Origin of the sequence: Rhizobium sp. ARZ01, from assembly GCF_014851675.1 — a bacterium.
Taxonomy (GTDB): Bacteria; Pseudomonadota; Alphaproteobacteria; order Rhizobiales; family Rhizobiaceae; genus Mycoplana.
Map to the genome: position 1 here is coordinate 1,250,661 of NZ_JACVAE010000001.1, position 22,557 is coordinate 1,273,217.

The 22,557-nt window shown below is 62.3% G+C and carries 22 protein-coding genes; 15 read left to right on the top strand and 7 right to left on the bottom strand.

Going from position 1 to position 22,557, the window contains the following annotated elements; genetic code table 11:
• Nucleotides 1-82: 82 nt before the first annotated feature.
• The 3 genes from IB238_RS06030 (at nt 83) to IB238_RS06040 (ending at nt 3,316) form a co-directional block, all read left to right on the top strand.
• A complete protein-coding gene (locus IB238_RS06030) occupies nt 83-436 on the top strand; it encodes a DMT family protein (protein WP_192244448.1) in 354 nt (117 codons plus the stop codon).
• Nucleotides 437-498: 62 nt separating this feature from the next.
• Nucleotides 499-2,052, top strand: a complete 1,554-nt coding sequence (locus tag IB238_RS06035; RefSeq protein WP_192244450.1) for a DUF1800 domain-containing protein — start codon at nt 499-501, stop codon at nt 2,050-2,052.
• Between the two features lie 94 nt (nt 2,053-2,146).
• Nucleotides 2,147-3,316 (top strand): DUF1501 domain-containing protein, encoded by a 1,170-nt coding sequence (locus tag IB238_RS06040; RefSeq protein ID WP_192244452.1) that lies wholly within the window; start codon nt 2,147-2,149, stop codon nt 3,314-3,316.
• 22 nt (nt 3,317-3,338) lie between these two features.
• Here IB238_RS06040 and IB238_RS06045 read toward each other — a convergent pair whose 3' ends face one another.
• Nucleotides 3,339-3,725: an acyl-CoA thioesterase gene (locus IB238_RS06045; RefSeq protein ID WP_192244454.1), complete on the bottom strand. Its 387-nt coding sequence runs from the start codon at nt 3,723-3,725 to the stop codon at nt 3,339-3,341.
• Between the two features lie 550 nt (nt 3,726-4,275).
• Between IB238_RS06045 and IB238_RS06050 the strand changes: the two genes are divergently transcribed.
• The 6 genes from IB238_RS06050 (at nt 4,276) to IB238_RS06075 (ending at nt 12,156) form a co-directional block, all read left to right on the top strand.
• Nucleotides 4,276-6,087 (top strand): methyl-accepting chemotaxis protein, encoded by a 1,812-nt coding sequence (locus IB238_RS06050; RefSeq protein ID WP_192244456.1) that lies wholly within the window; start codon nt 4,276-4,278, stop codon nt 6,085-6,087.
• A gap of 239 nt (nt 6,088-6,326) precedes the next feature.
• Entirely contained in the window at nt 6,327-7,571 is a 1,245-nt protein-coding gene (locus tag IB238_RS06055; protein ID WP_192244458.1) for an extensin family protein, read from the top strand.
• 142 nt (nt 7,572-7,713) lie between these two features.
• Nucleotides 7,714-8,535 carry a sulfite exporter TauE/SafE family protein gene (locus IB238_RS06060; protein ID WP_192244460.1) on the top strand — a complete coding sequence of 274 codons (822 nt, stop codon included), beginning with the start codon at nt 7,714-7,716 and terminating at the stop codon, nt 8,533-8,535.
• A 94-nt stretch (nt 8,536-8,629) separates the two neighbouring features.
• Nucleotides 8,630-9,556, top strand: coding sequence for an ABC transporter ATP-binding protein (locus tag IB238_RS06065; protein WP_192244462.1), 927 nt, complete (start codon nt 8,630-8,632; stop codon nt 9,554-9,556).
• Complete coding sequence (locus IB238_RS06070; protein ID WP_192244464.1) at nt 9,553-10,314, top strand: ABC transporter permease; 762 nt, start codon at nt 9,553-9,555, stop codon at nt 10,312-10,314. The genes IB238_RS06065 and IB238_RS06070 overlap by 4 nt, the downstream gene beginning before the upstream one ends.
• A 147-nt stretch (nt 10,315-10,461) precedes the next feature.
• Nucleotides 10,462-12,156 (top strand): PAS domain-containing methyl-accepting chemotaxis protein, encoded by a 1,695-nt coding sequence (locus tag IB238_RS06075; RefSeq protein ID WP_192244466.1) that lies wholly within the window; start codon nt 10,462-10,464, stop codon nt 12,154-12,156.
• Between the two features lie 27 nt (nt 12,157-12,183).
• On the opposite strand, the gene IB238_RS06080 is transcribed toward IB238_RS06075, so the two are convergent.
• From IB238_RS06080 to IB238_RS06090, 3 genes are read right to left on the bottom strand one after another with little or no spacing between them, the layout of a single operon-like run.
• Nucleotides 12,184-12,882: a TIGR02281 family clan AA aspartic protease gene (locus IB238_RS06080; protein WP_192244468.1), complete on the bottom strand. Its 699-nt coding sequence runs from the start codon at nt 12,880-12,882 to the stop codon at nt 12,184-12,186.
• A complete protein-coding gene (locus IB238_RS06085; RefSeq protein ID WP_192244470.1) occupies nt 12,879-13,100 on the bottom strand; it encodes a DUF1289 domain-containing protein in 222 nt (73 codons plus the stop codon). Before IB238_RS06085 ends, IB238_RS06080 begins: the two co-directional genes overlap by 4 nt.
• 36 nt (nt 13,101-13,136) lie before the next feature.
• Nucleotides 13,137-13,964, bottom strand: coding sequence for an adenosylcobinamide-GDP ribazoletransferase (locus tag IB238_RS06090; protein WP_192247419.1), 828 nt, complete (start codon nt 13,962-13,964; stop codon nt 13,137-13,139).
• Nucleotides 13,965-14,146: 182 nt separating this feature from the next.
• Between IB238_RS06090 and cobT the strand changes: the two genes are divergently transcribed.
• Nucleotides 14,147-15,163 (top strand): nicotinate-nucleotide--dimethylbenzimidazole phosphoribosyltransferase, encoded by a 1,017-nt coding sequence (cobT, locus tag IB238_RS06095; RefSeq protein ID WP_192244472.1) that lies wholly within the window; start codon nt 14,147-14,149, stop codon nt 15,161-15,163.
• Nucleotides 15,164-15,389: 226 nt separating this feature from the next.
• Nucleotides 15,390-15,788: a diacylglycerol kinase gene (locus IB238_RS06100; RefSeq protein ID WP_192244474.1), complete on the top strand. Its 399-nt coding sequence runs from the start codon at nt 15,390-15,392 to the stop codon at nt 15,786-15,788.
• A gap of 78 nt (nt 15,789-15,866) precedes the next feature.
• Here IB238_RS06100 and IB238_RS06105 read toward each other — a convergent pair whose 3' ends face one another.
• On the bottom strand, nt 15,867-17,402 hold the full coding sequence (locus tag IB238_RS06105) for a HAMP domain-containing sensor histidine kinase (protein WP_192244476.1): 1,536 nt from the start codon (nt 17,400-17,402) through the stop codon (nt 15,867-15,869).
• A gap of 190 nt (nt 17,403-17,592) precedes the next feature.
• Here IB238_RS06105 and IB238_RS06110 point away from each other — a divergent pair, with 190 nt between their 5' ends.
• The 4 genes from IB238_RS06110 to IB238_RS06125 all read left to right on the top strand — a co-directional run bounded on the left by IB238_RS06110 (nt 17,593) and on the right by IB238_RS06125 (nt 20,407).
• Nucleotides 17,593-18,180, top strand: a complete 588-nt coding sequence (locus IB238_RS06110; RefSeq protein ID WP_192244477.1) for a thermonuclease family protein — start codon at nt 17,593-17,595, stop codon at nt 18,178-18,180.
• A gap of 14 nt (nt 18,181-18,194) precedes the next feature.
• Nucleotides 18,195-18,845, top strand: a complete 651-nt coding sequence (locus IB238_RS06115) for a uracil-DNA glycosylase family protein (RefSeq protein WP_192244479.1) — start codon at nt 18,195-18,197, stop codon at nt 18,843-18,845.
• A gap of 67 nt (nt 18,846-18,912) precedes the next feature.
• Nucleotides 18,913-19,398 (top strand): Lrp/AsnC family transcriptional regulator, encoded by a 486-nt coding sequence (locus tag IB238_RS06120; RefSeq protein WP_192244481.1) that lies wholly within the window; start codon nt 18,913-18,915, stop codon nt 19,396-19,398.
• Between the two features lie 82 nt (nt 19,399-19,480).
• The gene (locus IB238_RS06125; protein WP_192244482.1) at nt 19,481-20,407 is read left to right on the top strand and encodes a cation transporter; all 927 of its coding nucleotides are present in this window, start codon (nt 19,481-19,483) and stop codon (nt 20,405-20,407) included.
• A gap of 42 nt (nt 20,408-20,449) precedes the next feature.
• Here the strand turns inward: IB238_RS06125 and IB238_RS06130 are convergent, their stop codons facing one another.
• Nucleotides 20,450-21,322: an NAD(P)-dependent oxidoreductase gene (locus IB238_RS06130; RefSeq protein ID WP_192244484.1), complete on the bottom strand. Its 873-nt coding sequence runs from the start codon at nt 21,320-21,322 to the stop codon at nt 20,450-20,452.
• A gap of 296 nt (nt 21,323-21,618) precedes the next feature.
• Nucleotides 21,619-22,452, bottom strand: a complete 834-nt coding sequence (locus tag IB238_RS06135; protein ID WP_192244486.1) for a methyltransferase — start codon at nt 22,450-22,452, stop codon at nt 21,619-21,621.
• Nucleotides 22,453-22,557: the final 105 nt, after the last annotated feature.

Sequence of the window (22,557 nt, forward strand, 5' to 3'; positions counted from 1 at the left end):
GGCCGCCCGGCGAGCCGTAAACGGCTTGACGGGGTGGTTCGGCGTTTTAAGGAAGGGCTCTGTGCCAAACAAGGAATTGCCGATGCCCTTTGCTTTGAATCCCGCGGCCGTCTGGCCGATTGTGCTCCTCTGCCTGTCCAACGTCTTCATGACCTTCGCCTGGTATGGGCATTTGAAGGTCAAGTCCTCGCCGCTTTATCTCGTCGTGCTCATAAGCTGGGGGATCGCCTTCTTCGAGTATTGCCTGGCCGTGCCCGCGAACCGGATCGGGCATCAGGTCTATTCGGCCGCGCAGCTGAAGACGATCCAGGAGGTGATCACGCTCGTCATCTTTGCCGGCTTCTCGGTGTTCTGGCTCAAGGAAAGCCTGACTTGGAACCACCTGATCGGCTTTACGCTGATCGCTGCCGGCGCGGCCTTCGTGTTCAAGGCCTGAGGACGGCGGCTGCAAAAAGATCGCATTTCCGGAATAGAAAGACTGGCGACTGGTGAGGGCCGATGAGCATTTCCTTTGGCACAATGGCGGCGCGCCGGTTTGGCTACGGTCTGAAGCCGGGAGAGACCCCATCCCGCGATGTAGACGACCTGATCCAACAGGTCGTGCGAGGGGTCGGGGAGGTCTGCCCGTTTCCCTATGACGGCATTGCTGGCCGGCGCGCCAGCTTCGAGCAATTTCGCGGGCTCGCCGAGGCTCAACGGGAGGCACGCAAGAACGGCACAGTCCGAAAAGTGGGTGACCGGTCGGTGGATCCCTTCCGAATAGGCCTGACGGCAGCGCTGTTGCGCGACCAGCACCTGAAAGTCCAGCACGCCGTTGCATCGCCGAACGGCTTCTTCGAACGGCTCGCCTCCTTCTGGTGCGACCACTTCGCCATCAGCGCCGCCAAGGCGAGCAGCATGCGCATACTCGTGGGGCTTTACGAGGCCGAAGCGGTGCGACCCAACCTGGCCGGGCCGTTCGAACAACTGCTTCGCGCCGCAGCATTGCATCCCGCGATGCTCGCCTACCTCGACCAGTCCAAGTCGGTTGGACCAAACTCGCCGTTTGGAAAGGAGAAGGGCAGGGGGCTCAACGAAAATCTCGCCCGCGAACTGATCGAACTGCATACCATGGGTGCTGGTAGTGGCTATACGCAGGACGACGTGCGTGCGGCTGCCTACGTGTTGACGGGTCTCAACTACAAATCCTGGACATTCGAAACAAGATATCGCCAGGATCGGGCAGAGCCAGGCATCCACCACGTGCTCGGGCGCGACTACGGCGGTGAAGTCCGCAGCATCGATGACGTGAACGCGCTGCTTGCCGATCTGGCAGGAAGGGCGGAAACGCGCACACACATATGCCGCAAGCTGGTCGCCCATTTTGTCGCCGACGATCCGCCCGAAAAGATCGTGCAAGCCATGGAGGTGGCGTGGGAAAGCAGCGACGGAAATCTCGTGGATGTGTATCGGGCGCTGCTGGAGCATCCGCGCAGTTGGGAACAGGACGGGCAGAAGGCGCGCCAACCCTTCGATTTCGTCGTCGCCGGACTACGTGCGTTCGATGTTCCTATGGAGGCATTGGCGCCGCTTCCGGCCAAGGTCGGCAATGCGCCATCCGCGGACGGGGCAATGCAGCCGGTGCGGAATGCGGGCGAGGTAGTCCTTACCGAAGGGGCTGTTGACATGATGAGCCCTCCCACCATGACTGCAGCGGGTGAAATCGGCATGGTCGCCGCCCCGACCGAGGATGGCAAAGTTCCGATCCGCGCCAATCCGTTGACCGTCGGCGCACTGGGGAACCTCGGACAGCCGCTCTGGCGGCCCCCAAGTCCCGCAGGGTGGGACGAAAGCTTTTCCGTTTGGGTGACAGCCAGCCAGTTGACACAGAGAATCGCATGGATCCGGCGACTCGTGGCGCAGTTCGGCGGGTCGCGAGACCCGCGTGTACTGCTGACGAACGTGCTGGCCGATGCGGCCCGCGATGACACCATTCAGCTCGTAGCCGGCGCGCCGAGCAAGGAGTCGGGTTTGGCTCTCGTGCTGGCTTCGCCTGAGTTCAATAGGCGCTAGGAACCGTAAGCTCGAGCACCTGAGCTGTCATATTATGTTGTTGAAAATGCTGTAATAATTTCATTTCTGAACGCGCGCGGACGGAGAAGAGACGATGACGACCGAACTGAGCCGCCGTGCCTTCCTTGGGGGCGCCTGTTGCCTCGCCGCTTCGCCGCTGGTGACGCCCGTGAGCTTTGCTGCGGTGCCCGGCGACAACAGGTTGGTGACGATCGTGCTGCGCGGCGCGATGGACGGGTTGGCGCTGGTTCAGCCGTATGGCGACCCCGCGCTTCGCGTCCTGCGCCCGCAGCTCTCGCTTACACCGGAGCAGGGTCTGGTCGACCTCGACGGTCATTTCGGGTTGCACCCTTTCGCTGAAGCGCTGATGCCGCTCTGGCGGTCGCGTGAAATCGGCTTCGTTCACGCCATCTCGACGCCATACCGCGCCGGCCGCAGCCATTTCGACGGGCAGGACATGCTTGAGAGCGGTGGTACCGTCGTGCAGGAGGAGCGGACCGGCTGGCTGAACCGAGCCATCGCCAGCATTCCGCGTCGCTCGGAGCGCAGGGCGATCGACGTCAATACAACGTCCGAACTCATTCTGACCGGCCCCAACCCGGTCGATGTTTGGTCGCCGCGCGCCGATCTGAACCTCGGACTCGATGAGCAGGCCTTCTTCGAGCGGCTCTACCGCAACGATCCCGTTTTCGCCGCCGCCATGAGCGAAGCGGTTGCGACCGACATGTTCTCCGATGGTATCTATGCGGGTGCGAAGCGGGGGGCGGGCATTGCCGATGTGGCGAAACTAGCGGCCGGCATGCTCTCGGGAGAGCATCGAATTGCAAGCTTTTCCATCAACGGATGGGACACGCATGTTGGGCAGGACAAGACTTTCAAAGGGCCGGTAACGGAGCTGTGCACCGCGATCCTGACGCTCAAGGCAAACTTGACGCCTGACATCTGGCGAAAGACGGCCATCATCGCAATTACCGAATTCGGCCGTACGGCGCGAGAAAACGGTTCCGGTGGAACCGACCATGGGACGGGCGGACTGGCAATCCTCGCCGGCGGTGCCGTTTCCGGCGGCAAGGTGCACGGCGCCTGGCCGACGCTGAGGGAGGGCAGCCTGCTGGACGATCGCGACCTGGCGCCGACGACGGACCTGCGCCAGTTGGCGGCGGCAATGCTTTATCAGCAGTTCGGCATATCGGCCAAAGCCATCAGTAGCGGGATCTTTCCCGGACTGTCGCTCGATACGTCCGCAAGCTATCTGCGCGGCTAGTGCCAGAAAGCGGCTGGATGGCTTATTCGGCCGGCACCGGGGTCGGATGCCCCCCGTGGTCAAGCGCGACCATGATGAAGGTGGCGGCTGTCACCTTGTGCAGTTCACCGGTCAGGTAGCGCCGCGCCCAGGCTTCGACGAGGAGCGTGATCGACGTCTTGCCGACGGCGGTGATCTCCGTGAAGACATTGATCGTGTCGCCGATCTTCACCGGCAGGTTGAACGCCATTTCCTTCACGGCTCGGGTGACGACGCGGCCGTGCGCCCGTTCGGCGGCGCGAATGCCTGCGGCCAGGTCCATCTGCGACATGACCCACCCGCCGAAGATGTCGCCGGCGGCGTTTGCATCGCCAGGCATGGCGAGAGTACGGAGTGTCAATTGGCCCTGCGGCGACACGGTATCGGTCATTGCTGACTATCTCTCCCTTTTCAGACTCAACCCTTTAGCGCACAAGTCGGGCTATCGGAATCGGTTTGCTCGCCAGTTTCCGATTTTTTATCCGAGAAGCCGCGTGCTGCCGGCGCGGCGACCGTGAAATTATAGAACTTTAGTCGCAGTCTTCAGGTCGCATCCACTTCGTGACTTTGCGCCTGAACAAGAACTTCATGTTGATCGGTGGCGGTGGGCCCGGCGCCTCCGGCCGGCAAACCGCATTCGCGTGTCGCCCTTCCCACAGGGACGACGATGATACTAAGCAGCAAAAAACATACTGATTTTACAATGTTTTCTCCTCTTCTCCCTGGGTGGCGGCCTTGTTCAGCTGCGCGACCTGAAACGGCTTTCAGTTTGTCCAGGCGGTGACGCGCCGGGTGAAAGCTGGACAAAAGGCTTGGAGTAGGAGGACGGAAAGAGCCGCGACCGATGCCGCACCTGACAATTGTTAGTTTATCCTAATTTAACGAATTCCGACGGAAATTTCCCCAAGCTGGCAGACGCCAAAAAAAGGTGAGGGGCAATTGTGAATAGATTGAGAATATCCGCGAGATTGTACCTGCTTGTAGGACTGGCGCTAGCCGTGTTCTCAGCCGTTTCGATCTACAGCCTTTTTCATTATCAGGATTCCATGGTGACCGAGCGCAAGTCGAAGCTGCGCGCCATGGATGAAAACCTCGTAAAACTGTTCGAGTACTATCACGGCCTTGAAGTGTCCGGTGCCTTGACCAAGGACGAGGCGCAGGCGCGGGCCAAGGATGCGGTACGGGCGTTGCGCTACGAGGGCAACGGCTACTTCTGGATCAACGATCTCAATGCCGGCATCGTGATGCATCCGATCAAGCCGGAACTCGATAACACCGATCAGTCCGGAATGAAGGACCCGACCGGCAAGTTCATCTTCCGCGAATTTGCCCAAGTTGCGAAGACGCAGGGGGAAGGCTTCGTCGACTACTACTGGCCGAAGCCAGGCGCCGAGGAGCCGGTTCTGAAGTACTCGCATGTTGCGGGCTTCGCCCCCTGGGGCTGGGTGGTCGGTACGGGCGTCTATGCGGATGACCTTGCAGCCATGTTCCGCAGCAATGCGGTCTCGATGGCGGGCATGCTCGCGCTCGGCGCCGTGGCGATCGTGCTCGTCGCTTTCGCCATCGTCCGCAGCGTGGTCCGCCCGATCGCGCGCCTGAAGACCTCGATGGAAGCGATTGCGGAGGAAGATGTCTCCGGCGAAGTCCCGGAAACGGAGCGTCGCGACGAGATCGGCGACATGGCGAAGGTGGTTTCCGTCCTGCGCGATTCCGTTCGCGAACGGGCCGAACTGCGCGTGCGGGAAGGCGAGCAGCAACGGCACCTGGACGCGGAACGCAGCGAAGGCGAGCGTCGTCAAAGAGCGGTCAGTCAGACACAGGCCGATGCGATGGGAACGGTTGGCGCGGCACTGGAGCGCCTTGCCCGCGGCGACCTTTCCGCCACGATCGATACTATCTCACCGGAATATGCGAAGCTCCGGGACGACTTCAATCAGGCGGCGCAGGCGCTCGATGGCGTGATCGGCGCGATCGCCCATTCCACAGACGTCGTGCATGGCAGTGCGGGCGGGATTGCGGAAGCCGCCAACAATCTCTCCCTCCGCACGGAGCAGCAGGCTGCCTCGCTCGAGGAGACGGCAGCCGCACTCGATGAGATCACCGCCGCCGTCCGCAGCGCGTCCGAGCGCGCCGGGGAGGCCAGCCGGATGGTCGCCCAGACAAGGGAGAGCGCCGACCGCTCGGGCGCGATCGTCCGCGATGCCGTCTCGGCCATGGGCCGGATCGAGGAGGCCTCGAACCGGATCGGCCAGATCATCGGGGTGATCGACGAGATCGCTTTCCAGACAAACCTTCTGGCGCTGAACGCGGGTGTGGAAGCGGCTCGGGCCGGCGAGGCGGGCAGGGGCTTTGCGGTCGTCGCGCAGGAGGTGCGCGAGCTTGCGCAACGCTCCGCCAATGCGGCGAAGGAGATCAAGGGGCTGATCAGCAATTCCGCGATGGAGGTCGGCAACGGCGTGGCGCTCGTGCGCTCAACCGGTGAGGCCCTCAGCGAGATCGAACTGCTGGTCAATCAGGTGAACGACGAGGTGCAGTCCATCGCGACGGCCGCACGCGAGCAGGCCGTCGGGCTTGCCGAGGTCAACACCGCCGTCAACCAGATGGACCAGATGACGCAGCAGAACGCGGCGATGGTGGAGGAAACCAACGCTGCCGGCCAGACGCTGACGCAGGAAAGCAACCAGCTGAAGGCGTTGCTGCAGAGCTTCCAGCTTTCCGCCGAGCCGGCAGCGCGCCGGGCGCGGGCTGCCTGACACAATAAAAAGACGATCGGAGAGGGTTTGCCCCGGCGTTCGCGCCGGGGCTTTTTGCATTCATGGACGCCTCGGCTACAGATCCGGCGGGGCGAGACGAAACCCTTCATTTACCTTGCCGACCTAAACTTTGCTTGTGTTGCAGAGGCATAGCTCTGCCGGTGTTCGTTCACAGAATTTCTCCCGAAAGCGGACACAAGGGCATCGCACCATGCCGGGACAGTCAAACGGGAACGGTGATGAGTATTGCGTCTGCCTTCTTCTCCCGGAAACCGATCGTCCTTCTGATCGCGATTTCCCTCGCCGGATGTTCCGGTGACCTAGGCCCGTCCGTCGGCATCGACGGTGACAGCACGGTCAATGCGATCAAGCCGAGCCGGAATGTCGGAAGCGGTATGCGTGCCGATCCCAACTCGGTTGCCGCCTATCCCGCGGCCGACATGCCGCTGACGACCACCAGCGGAAACACGGAGAGTTTTGGTGGTGTCCAAACTTCCGGTGTCGGAGAGCCCCCGGTGGCGTCTCAGGCTGCACGGCAATTGCCGATGATCGACAGCGACGAAGCGCTTGGCGCGGATGGAGTTGTGCAGGCGTCGGCTGCAGGTGGCGTGTTGCGGGTTCCGGAGGATGGCGTGAATATGGACGCCGGCCTCGGCGTGCAGCCGGTGCAGGGACTGGCTGAAGCGCAGGCGGAAGAGATCGCCGAGGGGAACGCCACCCAGGTCGTCGTCGACGGCATCGGAACGGAAGCGCCGCAACAGGTCGGGCAGCCGATGCCCATGCCGGGGTCGGTGCCGATGACGGAAGCGGCTGATGAGGTCGGACGGTCCGCGCCGGCGAAAGGTGCCCCGGTCGATGAAGAGCAACAGGTTGCCTTCATCCCACGCTTCAACGACCCGATGGCCGTTCCCGAATCCCATGGAGGAATGCCGGCTTCGGAAAAGGCCTGCCGCCAGCGGCTGCAGCGGCTCGGGGTGAAATTTCGCGAGATACCGACGATTTCCAAGGGGCGGTCCTGCGGCATTCCCTATCCGATCGAACTGCAGAGCCTCTCCGGCGGCATTCAGATCAGGCCGGCTGCGCAGGTCAACTGCCAGATCACCGAGGCCTTCGCCAAGTGGGTGAAGAACGAGCTCGCGCCGTCGGCCCGCATGCGCTACCTCTCCGGTGTCCGATCCATCCACCAGATGTCCTCCTATTCGTGCCGGACGATGAATTCGCAGAAGGGTGCGGCCATGTCGGAGCATGCCAAGGGTAATGCGATCGACGTCGGCAAGATCGTTCTCAACAACGGCAAGGAGATCCTGATCCGCAAGAAGGGGTTCTTCGCCTTCCGCGAAAAGGGACTGCTGAAAGCGGTGCGCACCGACAGCTGCAAGTACTTCACGACAGTGCTCGGCCCCGGCAGCGACCGCTTCCACAAGGATCACTTTCATTTCGACTTGCGCATGCGCAAGTCGGGATACCGGCATTGCAGCCTGTGAGGTGACGAGCCGGCGCGTGACGGGAGATGCGCGGGTGACGGGTAGGGAAATCCGGCAATTGATATCCGTCACCGATTAATGAGAGTTACGGCGTCCTTGCGACTCGACCTTCGGGGTCGAATTTCAGACATCAGGAGCCGTCATGCCGCCCGTCACTGATCTCGTCGTCTTCGCCCTGGCACTTGCAGCCGCGGGCGTTGTTTCCGGCCTGCTGGCGGGCATCTTCGGCATTGGCGGCGGGGCGATCCTCGTTCCGGTTTTCTACCAGGTGTTCGGTTATCTCGATGTGCCTGAAGCAGTGCGGATGCACCTGTCGGTCGGCACCTCGATCGCCATCATCGTGCCGACGTCGCTGCGTTCGTTCACCGCCCACCGCAAGCGCGGTGCGGTCGACATGGACCTGCTCAAGGGCTGGATCGTCGCGCTGCCGCTGGGCGCGATTCTCGCCTCGGTGATTGCGGCGATGATCTCAAGTGTCGGGCTGCGGCTGATCTTCGTCGTTATTTCGCTTGGGGTTGCCGCACGCATGCTGTTCGACCAGCCGCACTGGCGGCTTGGAAAGGATCTGCCGCCCAATCCGTGGAAATGGATTGCCGGCGTCATCATCGGCACGCTGTCCGGCCTGATGGGCATCGGCGGCGGTGTGCTGAACAACACCTTCATGACGATGTACGGCCGGCCGATTCATCAGGCGGTGGCGACATCCTCCGGCGTCGGCGTGCTGATCTCGATCCCTGGCATCTTCGGCTACATCTGGGCCGGGTGGGGCGACCCCGGTCTGCCGCCGCTTTCGACCGGATTCATCAACTGGATTGCCGTGGCCCTGATCATCCCGATCGCACTTGTTGTCACGCCCTATGGCGTGAAGATGGCGCACGCGATGAGCAAACGGCATCTGGAGATGGGATTCGGTATCTTCCTGCTCTTCGTCGGCGCCCGCTTTCTCTACAGCATCTACGCCTGAGATTGCCTTTTCCGCTGGAAAGGGATGAAAGTGCCGGCCGGGAGGACCATATTGCGGGTCCCTCCATCGAACCACCTGTCCAACGGACCGATTCATGGCGCCCATTGTTCGCATCGAAAATCTCACCAAGAGCTACGCATCCGGCTTCCAAGCGCTGAAAGGTGTCAGCCTCGACATCGCGGAGGGTGAGATCCTGGCGCTGCTGGGGCCGAACGGCGCGGGCAAGACGACGATGATTTCGATCGTCTGCGGCATCGTCACGCCGACGAGCGGCCGCGTGACGGTCGCCGGCCACGACGTGATCCGCGAGTTTCGCATGACGCGCGAGATCATCGGGCTCGTGCCGCAGGAATTGACGCTCGACGCCTTCGAGACGGTGTTCAACACGGTCGCCTTTTCGCGCGGCCTGCATGGCAAGAAGCCGGACCCGGCGCTGATCGAGCGCATCCTCCGCGATCTCTCGCTGTGGGACAAGAAGGACAGCATGCTGCGCCAGCTCTCCGGCGGCATGCGACGGCGCGTGCTGATCGCCAAGGCGCTGTCCTACGAGCCGAAAATTCTCTTCCTTGACGAGCCGACGGCAGGTGTCGACGTCAGCCTGCGCAAGGACATGTGGCAGCTCGTGGAACGGCTGCGCGCCACCGGCGTCACCATTATCCTGACCACGCACTATATCGAGGAGGCCGAGGAGATCGCTGACCGGATCGGCGTGATCAACAAGGGCGAGATTCTGCTGGTCGAGGACAAGGCGGCGCTGATGCAGAAGCTCGGGCGCAAGAAGCTGACGGTGGAACTCGCCGAGCCGGTGGCGGCAGTGCCCGAGGCGCTGTCGCACTACAATCTCGCGCTTGGCGGCGACGGGCATACGCTGGTCTATGACTACGACTCGGCGGGCGAGCGGACGGGCATCACCGGGCTGCTGGCGGCGCTTGCGGCCGAGGGCTTGCGGCTGAAGGACGTGGTGACCGAGCAGAGTTCGCTCGAAGACATCTTCGTCGAACTGGTGGGAGAGGCGAAATGAATTTCGAGGCGATCAAGTCGATCTACCGGTTCGAGATGGCGCGAACCCGCCGCACGCTGCTGCAAAGCATTGTCTCACCCGTTGTGTCTACCTCACTCTACTTCATCGTTTTCGGGGCGGCGATCGGTTCGCGCGTGCAGGAGGTCGGCGGCGTGCCCTACGGCGCTTTCATCGCGCCCGGCCTGATCATGCTGACGCTTCTCAGCCAGTGTATCGGCAACGGCTCCTTCGGCATCTATTTCCCAAAATTCACCGGCACGATCTACGAAATCCTCTCCGCGCCGATCTCGATGGTCGAAATCGTCATCGGTTATGTCGGTGCAGCGGCCACCAAGGGGCTGATCGTCGGCACGATCATCCTTGCCACGGCGTCGCTGTTTGTCGACATCACAATTGCTCACCCGTTCATGATGGTGTTGTTTTTCGTGCTGACGGCGGTCAGCTTCAGTTTGTTCGGCTTCATGATCGGCATCTGGGCGAAGGATTTCGAACAGCTGAACCTGATCCCGATGCTGGTGATCCCACCGCTCGTTTTCCTTGGCGGCAGCTTCTACTCGATCGACATGTTGCCGCCGTTCTGGCAGGCGGTCAGCCATTTCAACCCGGTACTCTATCTCGTGTCGGGATTCCGCTGGAGCTTCTTCGAGATCGCCGATGTCAATCCGGTGCTGAGCCTTGCCATCGTGCTGGGCTTCCTCGCAACCTGCCTCGCGATCACGGCCTGGATCTTCCGGACGGGATACAAACTGAAGAACTAGCTTTGAATGATTGCGCCGGGTTGCGTATTTAATCGAATTTATACAACTTTGCTCCAGATTAATTGGCAATTGTCAAAAAAACGCCGGTCGGCAGCCATGGGCCTGTCGTCCGGCGCCACTAATTAATGGACATTTGGAGCAATTTTCATGTCGTTGCTATCCTTCGGCCTCGGGTCGGACGCGAAGGCGATCCTTCATGCGATGAACCGTTCGCAGGCGATCATCGAATTCGACCTGACCGGCAAAATTCTCGCGGCCAACAAGAACTTCTGCGATGCGCTCGGCTATCAGCTTTCCGAAATCGTCGGGCAACATCACCGGATGTTCGTGCCGCCGCAGGAAGCGGGCAGCGCAGAGTATGCTGCCTTCTGGCAGCGCCTCGCCCGGGGTGAGTTCGACAGGCAGCAATACAAGCGGATTGGCAAGGGCGGACGCGAGGTATGGATCGAAGCATCGTACAATCCGGTGTTTCGGGGCACGACACCCTACAAGGTAGTGAAGTTCGCGACGGATATCACAGCAACGAAGCTAAAAAGCGCCGAGGATGCTGGAAAGCTCGACGCGATCTCACGTGTGCAGGCGACAATCGAATTCACGCCGGACGGCCATATTCTGACCGCCAACGCGAACTTTCTCGCCGCACTCGGTTATGGCCTCTCGGAGATCGAAGGACGCCACCATTCGATGTTCTGCGACCCGACATTCGTTGCGACCCCGGAATATGCGCAATTTTGGCGGAACCTGGCGGCCGGCGAATTCGTGGCTAGTGAGTTCACCCGTGTCGGCAAGGGCGGCCGGAAGGTCCACATTCAGGCGTCCTACAATCCGATATTCGACATGAACGGCAATGTCTTCAAGGTCGTGAAGTTCGCGACTGATGTCAGTGAGCGCGTTCGCGCAGTCCAGGAACTTGGCAGCGGCCTGCACCGGCTGGCCGAAGGAAATCTTGAGCAAACGCTCGACACTCCCTTCACTCCGGCACTCGACAAGCTGAGGACGGATTTCAATACGTCGCTGGGACGGTTGAGTGCGGCAATGCAGACGATTGCCGAGAATGCGGCGGTCATGGCCTCCGGTTCCAATGAAATCAAGGTCACGTCCGAAGGATTGGCGCGTCAACTTGAACATCAGGCGGCGGCCGTCGAGGAGACGGCTTCGGCCGTCAACGAAATCACCGTCACAGTCAACGAGTCGGCTGCGCTGGCGGCCGAGGCGGGTGCACTGGTGGGGAACGCAAAGCGCAGCGCCGACGCATCGGCAGACGTCGTCCGGCGCACGGTGGAGGCAATCTCGAAGATCGAGGCCTCGTCGTCGCAGATCGCCGGCTTCATCGGCGTGATAGACGTGATCGCCTTCCAGACGAACCTGTTGGCGCTTAACGCCGGCGTGGAAGCGGCCCGGGCAGGTGAAGCGGGCAAGGGCTTCGCCGTGGTTGCGCAGGAGGTGAGGGAGCTTGCACAGCGCGCGGCCGTCGCGGCGAAAGAGATCAAGGTGCTGATCAGTGAATCCGGGCGGCAGGTGCGCGATGGAGTTTCTTTGGTCGGCCAGACCGGCGAAGCACTGGAAAAGATCGCCGCCCAGGTCCTGCGCGTGCACGAGAATGTCGGAGCGATCGTCGAGGCGACACGGGAGCAGTCGCTGAGCCTGCAGCAGATTAATGAAGCTGTCGGCTCGATCGACCAGGGCACGCAGCGAAACGTCGCCATGGTGGAAGAGTCGGCAGTCGCCAGCAGCGGGCTGGCGGACGAGGCCGAATCGCTGTTTGGACTCGTGGGTCAGTTCAAGACTGGGGGGCGTCAATCGACTGCCGCATCGATCCGCTCTTCGCGACTGGTCGCCTAGGAAGGCTAGCGCGCCCGCGGGCTTGTGTCAGTCCCGCAGACGCAACTCGTCGCCGCGGATTTCAACGGAGCCGAGCGTGCCGAGGAACGTCATGCCAAGCAGGCTCTGGTCGAGCTTGCCGGGGCCTGCGACCATGGCGCGGACGTTCCGCCGCTCGATCGGACCGATTGCTAGACTTTCGAGGCGGACGGGAGCCGCGACGCTCGTGCCGTTCGCGGTCGAGACCATCAGATTGAAGTCGAGCGTTTCCGGCTGGAGACCCAGTTGTTCGGCATCGGCGTAGGAGAGGACGACCGAACTGGCGCCGGTATCCACGAGCATGCCGATGCTGCGGCCGTCTATCTCGGCCTGGACCTGAAAGTGGCCGTTGCCCATCTTGTGCAACACGAGGAACTGTTCGCCGGAGGAATCGGTCGTAACCACCGCACGTCCGGGAATAAGACCGGCGGTCATCCGTCCCGCGATCGATTGCAGGTCATCCCGGTAGACGTATCCGGCAACGAAGAGCAGTGCGATCAACAGCCACAGCGCCGCGTTGCGCAGGTTCTGGCTAAGACGCCCGCGGCTGGCGAGAAACCCGGTCGCAATCAGCGCGCCGATCGCGCCGAGCTGAACGAGCTGGCCGAAATCGTCATTGGGGAGACCGAAGGTGCGGCCGGTCTGATGGTTCCAGAGAAGCATCACCAGGCCGAAGCCCAGAATGGCGAGAAGGATCCAGAATCTCATGCCTCACCGCGCTCCCGCGCCATGCGCGAACGCCGGGTTTCCCGGCGGGGCTTTCGTTCGACGGTGGCGAGTCTGGCGGGCAGGGCTGCCATGATCACGCGACGCTCGTCGGAGCTATAGAGAGTCCAGGCGCCGATCTCGTCGCGGGTGCGGCCGCAGCCGAAGCAGTAGCCGGTTACGTCATCGATCGAACAGACGAGGATGCAAGGCGATTCCATCGGGTCTCCAAACGTATGCTTTTCTATATCGGCAGATCAAAGGGCCAGCGCAAGGGCGCAGAGTGCGGCGATTTCCGCAACCTGTTCCGTTGCCCCGATCGTATCGCCGGTGTTGCCGCCGATCTTGTCACGCACGACGTCGGTGAAGGCGAACACGGCGGCAAAGATCGCCAGCGCCACGGACGCGATCGTCAGCAGGGGGGCGTTCGGCAGGAGGAACAGCACCGCAATGGCAGCACCGGAGAGGAGGGCCGCCTGCACGGCGCTCGGATCAGGCTGGCCGGCCGATGCGGCGACCCCATCCTTGCGCGCCGGGGGGAGCGTCGACCAGTGCCAGACCATGGCGGCCCGGCTTGCGGCCGCGACGGCGAGCAGCACCATGGCCGCACCGATCGGCGACAGCAGGGGGATGATGCCGGCCAGTGCGGACGTCCGGAGCCCGAAGGAGAGGATGAGCGCGACGACGCCGTAGGAGCCGACCCGGCTGTCCTTCATGATGGTAAGAGCGCTGTCGCGGTCGCGCCCACCGCCGAGACCGTCGGCGGCATCCGAAAGTCCGTCCTCGTGCAGCGCGCCGGTCAGGAGTGTCTGTACTGCAAGGACCAGAAAGGCGGCGAAGAGGGAGGCGGCACCCAGGGCCTCGAGGATCGAAAGCAGTGCGGCTGCAGGCAGAACGATGAGGAGGCCGGCGACGGGAAACGCCCGGACCGTGCGGTTCAGGCGGCCGTCGTGACCGTCGAAGTGGCGCTGCGGTACGCGGATGCGGGACAGGAAGGCCACGGAGCGGGCCACGTCGTCGATGTATTCGCGGATATCCACCTGCTTGCCTCTAGTGCGCGAGTGTACGGGGTGAACGCAGAACATCTCCGCGTCGAGGCCGCCGCAACGGGCGGCCATGCACAGTTGTGCAATACTACTGCGCAACTTGCCAGCCTTAACGAGCCTGCGACGACATGAACCGCCGCAAATGCGGTTGTCGGACTCGTTTGCGATCTCTAATAGAGGCGTCTGACCATCCCTTGGATGCTGAAAAGGAATTCTTCAAGATGAGTGCCAGCGGACTGCCGTTCGATGATTTCCGTGAATTGCTGCGCAATCTGCCTGGGCCGGATTCGGCGACGCTGGTGGCGGCGCGCGAACGCGACTCCCAGCTGACAAAGCCCCCAGGTGCACTCGGCCGGCTGGAGGAGATCGCCTTCTGGCTTGCCGCCTGGACCGGTCGGCCTCCGGCCGTCACGCGACCGCTCGTCGCGGTCTTTGCCGGCAATCACGGGGTGACGAAGCACGGCATTACGCCATACCCACCGTCCGTGACCGCGCAGATGGTGGAGAACTTCGCTGCCGGCGGGGCAGCGATCAACCAGATCTGCATCGCCCATGACCTCGGGCTGAAGGTGTTCGACCTCGCGCTCGACTATCCGACGGGCGACATCACCGAGGAGGCGGCACTCTCCGAACGCGACTGTGCTGCGACCATGGCCTTCGGCATGGAGGCGGTGGCCGGTGGTACGGACCTGCTCTGCATCGGCGAAATGGGCATCGGCAATACGACGATTGCAGCGGCGATCAACCTGGCGCTCTATGGCGGCACCGCCGCCGACTGGGTAGGGCCGGGGACCGGCTCGGAGGGCGAGGTGCTGCAGCGCAAGATCGCTGCAGTCGAAAAAGCGGTCGCGCTGCACAAAGATCACCTGTCCGACCCGCTGGAAGTGCTCCGCCGTCTCGGTGGCCGCGAAATCGCTGCAATGACAGGCGCGATCCTCGCCGCGCGCATGCAGAAGATCCCGGTGATCCTTGACGGTTATGTCTCGACCTGCGCCGGCGCCATCCTGAAGGCCGCCAATCCCTCCGCACTCGACCACTGCCTGATCGGCCACGTTTCGGCCGAGCCGGGCCACATGCGTGCGATCGAGAAGCTCGGCAAGACCCCGCTGCTGGCGCTCGGCATGCGGCTTGGTGAGGGCACCGGCGCGGCATTGGCAGCGGGCATCGTCAAGGCCGCAGCCGCCTGCCACTCGGGCATGGCGACCTTCGTTCAGGCTGGTGTCAGCAACAAGGAATAGACGCCGGGTACTCGAGGGGTTCCCGGCAGTAGTGGTTCGCAGACATCGATCAACAGGTTCGCAGCACGGGATGCGGGCCTGTTGATCTGTCTTTGCGGCCACGTTTCCGCCATCGGGGCTCAATAAGGGCCAATCCATTCCGTCCGCAATGCTTTCTTTGCGCTTTGCTGGCATGATGTCACCACGTGGGCGTGCGCGGCCGCAATCGCGCGACGAGAGAAGAACGATGAGCATGGCTGAAGGCAGGATCGACCCGAGCCCGGTGAAAAAGGAGAAGGGACTGAGGCACCTCTTTGCCGCGGCCACCTACTCGCTCGGCGGTGCGCGGCGCCTGCTCGGCGAAGCGGCCTTCCGGCACGAGCTGATCGCCTTTGCCGTCATGATGGGCGTGTTCTTTCTCGTTGGCGCGACCGTCTTCCAGTATGTGGCGATGGCGATCCTTTTTCTGCTGATGATGGCCTTCGAGGCGATCAACACGGCAATCGAGGAGATCGTCGACCGGGTGTCGCCGGAAATCTCCCAGATGGGCAAGCATGCGAAGGATCTCGGCTCGTTCGCCGTCTTCTGCCTGATCGTGGCGAATGCCGTCTATGCGGCCTATGTCGTCTTTTCCAACGTTTTCTGAATACCTGCGCAATCGACGGAACGTATTTGTGATCCGATCAGTCGGGGTAACGGTCTGCGGATTTGCGCGTTCGCCCGTTCAGGCGAAGCTCCTGCGGCGCGGGGCGACGGCCGTGATTTCCGCGACGGGCGGCAGGCTCTGCAGGACGCGCTTGGCGGGGAGGATGGCGATGGCCTCGGTGCCTTCGCGCAGCTTTGACTTCAGGATGAACTCGCCGTTGTGCTTGGCAAGGATGGCCTGAACGATCGGCAGGCCAAGTCCGGTACCCTGCTCGGCGCTCTTGATGGCGATTGCCCCCTGTCCGAAGGCCGAAAGCACGACCGGAATCTCCTCTTCGGCAATGCCCGGACCGTTGTCGCGGATGGCGATGTACTGGCCGCCGCCAGCGGTCCAGCCGACCTTCACGCTGATCTCGCCGCCCTGCGAGGTGAATTTCACGGCATTGGACAGAAGGTTCAACACGACCTGCCGCATCGCCTTTTCGTCCGCCCAGACGTCGGGCATGTCGCTTTCGAACTGGTCGGTGATGGTGATATTCTTGGTGCGGGCGCGCAGTTGCACCATGCCGATGCAGTCTTCGCAGATTTCCACGAGTTGGATCGCCTCTTCCGTCAGATCGTATTTGCCCGCCTCGATACGGGAGAGATCGAGGATCTCGTTGATCAGGTTGAGCAGATGCTTGCCCGAGTTGTGGATGTCGGCGGTGTATTCCTTGTAGATCGGATTGTTCAGCGGTCCGAGCACCTCGGTGGACATGACCTCGGAAAAGCCGAGAATGGCGTTCAGCGGCGTGCGCAGTTCATGGGACATCGAGGCCAGGAAACGCGATTTTGCGAGATTTGCTTCCTCCGCGCGGCGGCGGGCCTCGTCCGACATGGATTTCGCCACCTCCAGTTCGGCAATCAGGTCGTCCTTCTCGGACTGGAACGACAGCAGCTGTGTGCTGGTCTGGCGCAGCCGCTGCGTGATGAAGGTGAGGAAGATGAGTGCGACCGAGACAATGGTCACCATCCCGACGACAATCGGGTCGGGTTCGCGAGCGGCAGAGACGACGAGCACCACGACCGTCGGCATAAAAGCGTAGAGGATGGCGTTGCGAAGCATCAATGCGCTCATCGTCGTGACGCACAGTGCGATGAGCAGGGCAGTGCCCTTATAGAAATCGAAGGCATTGCCGGTGCAGGCGTCGCAGTCCTGCAAGGCGAATCCGGCCCAGGCGATGCCCATCAGGATCTGCGCCAAAAGAAAGTACCGTTGCCAGCGCCGGACTTCCTCCGGAACGAGGCCCTTCCGTCGCACATGTTTGGCGAGCAGAACGCCGATGGCATGCAGGCTGAGCGCCAGAATGCCCCAGGCAATGTATTCGGGGTTGCGGGTCAGATGGAGGCCGAGGCCGACGATCACGAAGATCAAGAGCGGCATCATGAGTGCACCGTGCAGCACGGTGTCGATATAGAGCAGCAGCATTTCGCGCTCGAATGCAGGCGAGGTGCCATTGCTCGTCTGCAGCCGTTCGCGTGTTGCGCGGACGGCCCGCGAGACAGCCTTGTTTCGATGGCTGCGCGATTTGTCGACAATGATCTTGTCGGTCGTGGTGCTGACGCCGGGACCCATGAGCTACGCGAAAGTTGTGATCACGACCGAAGAATAGGGCGGAATTCTTAAGAAGATGCTGCCGGGCATTAGCAATTTGCGAACCATTTCGCAGGTATCGGCGAATGATGCGCCGGAATTGGCCTGAGGCCGTGGCGGTATGGCAAAATGCGGCATGTAGGCCGGCCCGGGCACGCCTCGGGTATATACGATGTTGAGGGCGGTTCTGGTGCTAAAGGGCATGAAGTGGCGCGACCTTGTTGTCGCGGCCGCCATTCTGGCATTGATGGTTCTGGTGGCTGCACGGCTGGATGATCCCGCAGGCACCGACCTGTTCAGCGGAACAGCACGCGCGGCCGACGGTGATACGCTGACGATGAGCGGACGCCGCATCAGACTTTCGGGGATGGATGCGCCGGAACTCGCGCAGCCCTGCCGAAGGGATGACACGGAGTGGTATTGCGGCGCTGCTGCGCGCTCGCACCTGGCCGAGTTGATTCGCCGCGGCGCTATCACCTGCAACTTCAAAGGAACAGATCGATACAATCGGACGCTGGCGCGTTGCCGGGCCGGCGAGGATGATTTGGGCGAGCGCATGGTGCGCGATGGTCTTGCGGTTTCCTACGGCGACTACGAGGGTGCGGAGGCCCTCGCGCGGGCGGAGCGCAAGGGGCTCTGGAGCGGAACATTCGAGCGGCCGCAGGAATGGCGCCGCCAGCACGGCCGGCCGCAAGAGGAGCCCCACGAGGCAGACGGAGGATACTTGACGATGGTGCTGCGGCTGATCGGTCTGGATTGACAGGAGCCTTTGCTATGGCGGGGCCAGTTACGGAGGAACATCTGGCGGAAATCGAGGCATTGAGAGCGTCGATTGCAGCCTGCCGCATTTGCCGTGACCAGCCGCTGGGTGGTTCACAGTTCCGTCTTCCGCACGAACCAAGGCCCGTGGCCGTCCTCTCCGAGACCGCGAGGATCCTGATTGCCGGGCAGGCACCGGGCTTGCGCGTGCACGAGACCGGCCTGCCATTCAACGATGCTTCCGGCGACCGCCTGCGCGACTGGTTGCAAGTGGACCGCGACCAGTTCTACGACCGAAGCCTCTTTGCGATCGTGCCCATGGGGTTCTGCTTTCCCGGTTACGACGACAAGGGCAGCGACCTGCCGCCGAGGCGGGAATGTGCGCCGCAATGGCGGACGAAGGTGCTGGCGGCGATGCCGCAGATCGAGCTTGTGCTGGCGGTCGGCCAGTATGCGCAAAGATGGCACCTGGGGGCATTGCGAGGTAAGTCGATGACCGAGACCGTGATGGCGTGGCGACGCTTTCTGGCCCGCAACGAGGGGCCACCGGTGCTGCCGCTCCCCCATCCGAGCTGGCGCAACACCGGCTGGTTGAAGCGCAATCCATGGTTTGCGGAGGAATTGCTTCCGGAACTCCGAAAGCGGGTGAAAACCTTAATCGTTTAAAAAATGGTTCTTTCTTTCGCCACGAGAGTCGTCTTAATAGAAAATTCGTTTCAAAAGGGAAGCATCCATGGATCGCCTCGACCGCAAGATACTGCGCCTGCTGCAGGAAGATTCGACACTTGCCGTGGCGGATCTTGCGAAGAAGGTCGGCCTGTCCACGACGCCTTGCTGGCGCCGTATCCAGAAGATGGAAGAGGACGGCGTCATCCGCCGTCGTGTGGCGCTCCTCGATCCCGTCAAGGTCAATACCAAGGTCACAGTTTTTGTTTCGATCCGCACGAGCGTTCACTCGACGGAATGGCTGAAGCGCTTCTCGGAAGTGGTGGTCGATTTCCCCGAAGTGGTGGAGTTCTACCGCATGAGCGGCGATGTGGACTATCTGCTGCGTGTCGTGGTTCCCGACATCGCCGCCTACGACGCGTTCTACAAGAGGCTGATCGCCCGCATCGAGATCCGCGACGTTTCCTCGAGCTTCGCGATGGAGCAGATCAAGTACACGACCGAACTTCCGCTCGACTACATGATGGTGGACAGCAAATCGGCCGACGACTGATCGAGTTGTCCAGGGGCGCGAGCGGGAGTGATCCCAAGCGGGGCCGAAAATCCATCACCGAGCGGCAACGGGGAGGATGGCGATGCGTACCGAGCAAGGCGTTTTGCGCACATCGATCGCGGTCACGGTCGTCGTGGCCGCCTTCGGGATCGGGTTCGGGTTGCTGTCAGGATCGTTCTCGATCGCGTTCGACGGGGTCTACGCACTGGCGGATGCAGGCATGACGGTGCTGGCGCTCTGGGTTTCCAGCCTGATCTTGAAGTCGTCGCAAGGGGTGGCGCCCACAGGCCGGTTTGCAAGGCGCTTCACAATGGGGTTCTGGCATCTCGAGCCGATGGTGCTCGGGGTGAACGGCGCGCTGCTGATCACCGTTTCGATCTATGCCTTCATCAATGCGATTTTCAGCATCCTTGCCGGTGGGCGGGACCTGGAGTTCGGCTTTGCGATCGCCTATGCGGTCGTAACGCTTGCCGCCTGCGCCGCCATGGCGCTCATCGGATGGCGCGCCAACCGGACCTTGCGTTCGGATTTCGTGTCCCTCGACGTCAAAGCATGGCTGATGTCTGGTGGGATTACGGCGGCATTACTGATCGCCTTCGTCATCGGATATGCCATCGAGGGCACGCAATATGGCTGGATCGCTCCCTATATCGACCCGGCTGTCCTGGCCCTCATCTGTCTGGTGATCATTCCGTTGCCGATCAGTACCGTACAGCAGGCGCTGGCCGACATCCTCCTGATGGCGCCGCCGGATCTACAGAAGCATGTTGACCGCGTGGCCGCAGAGACAGTGAAACGGCTAGGCTTCCTGTCCTACCGTGCCTATGTCGCAAGGGTCGGGCGGTCGCGGGAGATTGAGCTTTACTTCATCGTGCCGCCGAACCAGCCGGCCAGGACGATCGAGGAGTGGGATCGCATCCGCGACGCGATCGGGGACGCGATCGGCGGCGACGTCGACAATCGCTGGCTGACGATTGCATTCACCGCCGATCCCGAGTGGGCGGGGTGATCGTTCCGACCCTGGGGTGGGTCGAAAGTCACAAGCTGTCTGTCACTTGCGCTCGAGCCGGGCGAGCAAAGAGGAGGTATCCCAGCGGCTGCCGCCCATGTCCTGTACGTCGCCGTAGAACTGGTCGACGATGGCGGTGACCGGCAGCTTGGCGCCGTTGCGCCGAGCCTCGGCGAGCACGATGCCGAGGTCCTTGCGCATCCAGTCGACGGCGAAGCCGAAGTCGTACTTGCCTTCATTCATCGTCTTGTGGCGGTTTTCCATCTGCCAGGAGCCGGCGGCGCCCTTGGAGATCACCTCGACCACCTTCTCGATGTCAAGGCCGGCCCGCTTGCCGAAATGGATACCCTCGGCGAGCCCCTGCACGAGGCCGGCAATGCAGATCTGGTTGATCATCTTGGTGAGCTGGCCGGCGCCGGCGGGACCCATCAGGCCGACCATGCGGGCATAGGCGTCGATGACCGGCCTTGCCTTATCGAAGGTCGCCTGGTCGCCGCCGCACATGACGGTCAGCACGCCGTTCTCTGCTCCCGCCTGGCCGCCGGAGACAGGTGCGTCGACAAAGCCGCAGCCGCGAGCCTTGGCTGCCTCGTGAAGCTCGCGGGCGACCTCTGCCGAAGCGGTCGTGTTGTCGACCAGGATCGCACCGGACTTCATGCCGGCGAGTGCGCCGTCCTTACCTATGGTAACGGAGCGCAGGTCGTCGTCGTTGCCGACACAGACGAAGACGAAATCAGCGCCTTCGGCCGCCGCCGCAGGTGTGGGTGCTGCCTTGCCGCCGAACTGCGCCGCCCACTTCTCGGCCTTGGCGAAGGTGCGATTGTAGACGGTGACGTCGTGGCCGCCCTTGACCTTGAGATGGCCCGCCATGGGGTAGCCCATAACGCCGAGGCCGATGAACGCGACATTTGCCATGCTGGATTCTCCTCTGTAGCTATCCGTGATGTATCGGAAACCGATCATCGGCGAAAGTACGCGTGCAGGCGCGGGGAGGGAGCCGTGAAAAGCGAGTGCCGGGAGGAGAGAGGATCGTCCGGTCGTGGGATCAGGCGCCGGTGTTCAATTGGGACAGCCGTGCGCGCGCCTTGCCGGACTCAACGTATCGGTTGCAGCTTCCATCGCGCGGTGGTCCTATACGAAGATGTCTGCGCGAGCGTATGGTTCTCCACGAAAAGTGTCTACGAACCGGATGGTAACGCAGAGTTGCGCAATCAGCTTTCGCCATTGTACTTCGCCACGACAAGATGCCCGGCAATCGGCTGGCCTTCTTCCATCCGCACGGTGATGTCGGTCAGCTCGACAACCTCGAACCCGGTCGCCGCCAGCCGCTGGCGAACATATTCCTCGGCATGGGCGAAGCGCTGGTGCGGACCGACTATGAAACTGCGGCCGGCAAGGACATCGGCTGGCAGCGTCTCGGAGGAGAAGATGAAGAGGCCGTCGGGCAGGAGATTGTCGGCGGCGCCGAAGAACAGCGGCTCAAGCGCACCCAGATAGGGCAGGACGTCGGTGGCGGTAATCAGGTCGAACGCTTCGTCGTCGTTGTCGTCCAGGAAATCGACGGCCTCGGCGACATAGAGTGTCTCGTAGAGATCCTTTTCATGGGCGGCCTCGACCATGTTTTCCGACAGGTCAATGCCGGTGATATCGTCAGCCATGTCGCGTAGGGTGCCGCCGGTGAGTCCCGTGCCGCAACCGAGATCGAGCATCCGCTTGAAGGGACCAAGGCCGAGCGCCTGCAGGCGCTGGCGCACGAGGACTGGCACCGCATAGCCGAGTTGCTCCACGAGCACGTCCTCGAACACTTCGGCATGCTGATCGAAGAGCGTGGTGACATAGGCGTCCGGCGCCTTTTCCGGGGTCTCGCCACGGCCCATCGAGGCCAGGCGTACGGCGGCGCCGCCGTGATCCTCCGGGTCGAGTGCCAGGACTTCCGCATAGGCTTTCGCCGCTGCGTCGAAATCGCCGGACTTCTCGAGGGCGAGGGCGCGGTTGTAGGCTTCCGCAAGCGCTTCTTCGTCGATTTTTTTCATGGAGGGTCTCATAGGGCCGGTGAACCCGTTTGGCAATGATGACCAGCGCCTCCATCCGGCTGGTGTCGAAATTGACATTTCACAAGCGGATCAAAGAAGAGCATTATCTCGTTCAAG

Coding starts and splice junctions, on each gene's coding strand:
- IB238_RS06030 (WP_192244448.1), top strand. CDS start 83: ATGCCCTTTGCTTTGAATCCCGCGGCCGTCTGGCCGATTGTGCTCCTC.
- IB238_RS06035 (WP_192244450.1), top strand. CDS start 499: ATGAGCATTTCCTTTGGCACAATGGCGGCGCGCCGGTTTGGCTACGGT.
- IB238_RS06040 (WP_192244452.1), top strand. CDS start 2,147: ATGACGACCGAACTGAGCCGCCGTGCCTTCCTTGGGGGCGCCTGTTGC.
- IB238_RS06045 (WP_192244454.1), bottom strand. CDS start 3,725: ATGACCGATACCGTGTCGCCGCAGGGCCAATTGACACTCCGTACTCTC.
- IB238_RS06055 (WP_192244458.1), top strand. CDS start 6,327: ATGAGTATTGCGTCTGCCTTCTTCTCCCGGAAACCGATCGTCCTTCTG.
- IB238_RS06060 (WP_192244460.1), top strand. CDS start 7,714: ATGCCGCCCGTCACTGATCTCGTCGTCTTCGCCCTGGCACTTGCAGCC.
- IB238_RS06065 (WP_192244462.1), top strand. CDS start 8,630: ATGGCGCCCATTGTTCGCATCGAAAATCTCACCAAGAGCTACGCATCC.
- IB238_RS06070 (WP_192244464.1), top strand. CDS start 9,553: ATGAATTTCGAGGCGATCAAGTCGATCTACCGGTTCGAGATGGCGCGA.
- IB238_RS06075 (WP_192244466.1), top strand. CDS start 10,462: ATGTCGTTGCTATCCTTCGGCCTCGGGTCGGACGCGAAGGCGATCCTT.
- IB238_RS06080 (WP_192244468.1), bottom strand. CDS start 12,882: ATGAGATTCTGGATCCTTCTCGCCATTCTGGGCTTCGGCCTGGTGATG.
- IB238_RS06085 (WP_192244470.1), bottom strand. CDS start 13,100: ATGGAATCGCCTTGCATCCTCGTCTGTTCGATCGATGACGTAACCGGC.
- IB238_RS06090 (WP_192247419.1), bottom strand. CDS start 13,964: ATGTTCTGCGTTCACCCCGTACACTCGCGCACTAGAGGCAAGCAGGTG.
- cobT (WP_192244472.1), top strand. CDS start 14,147: ATGAGTGCCAGCGGACTGCCGTTCGATGATTTCCGTGAATTGCTGCGC.
- IB238_RS06100 (WP_192244474.1), top strand. CDS start 15,390: ATGAGCATGGCTGAAGGCAGGATCGACCCGAGCCCGGTGAAAAAGGAG.
- IB238_RS06105 (WP_192244476.1), bottom strand. CDS start 17,402: ATGGGTCCCGGCGTCAGCACCACGACCGACAAGATCATTGTCGACAAA.
- IB238_RS06110 (WP_192244477.1), top strand. CDS start 17,593: ATGTTGAGGGCGGTTCTGGTGCTAAAGGGCATGAAGTGGCGCGACCTT.
- IB238_RS06115 (WP_192244479.1), top strand. CDS start 18,195: ATGGCGGGGCCAGTTACGGAGGAACATCTGGCGGAAATCGAGGCATTG.
- IB238_RS06120 (WP_192244481.1), top strand. CDS start 18,913: ATGGATCGCCTCGACCGCAAGATACTGCGCCTGCTGCAGGAAGATTCG.
- IB238_RS06125 (WP_192244482.1), top strand. CDS start 19,481: ATGCGTACCGAGCAAGGCGTTTTGCGCACATCGATCGCGGTCACGGTC.
- IB238_RS06130 (WP_192244484.1), bottom strand. CDS start 21,322: ATGGCAAATGTCGCGTTCATCGGCCTCGGCGTTATGGGCTACCCCATG.
- IB238_RS06135 (WP_192244486.1), bottom strand. CDS start 22,452: ATGAGACCCTCCATGAAAAAAATCGACGAAGAAGCGCTTGCGGAAGCC.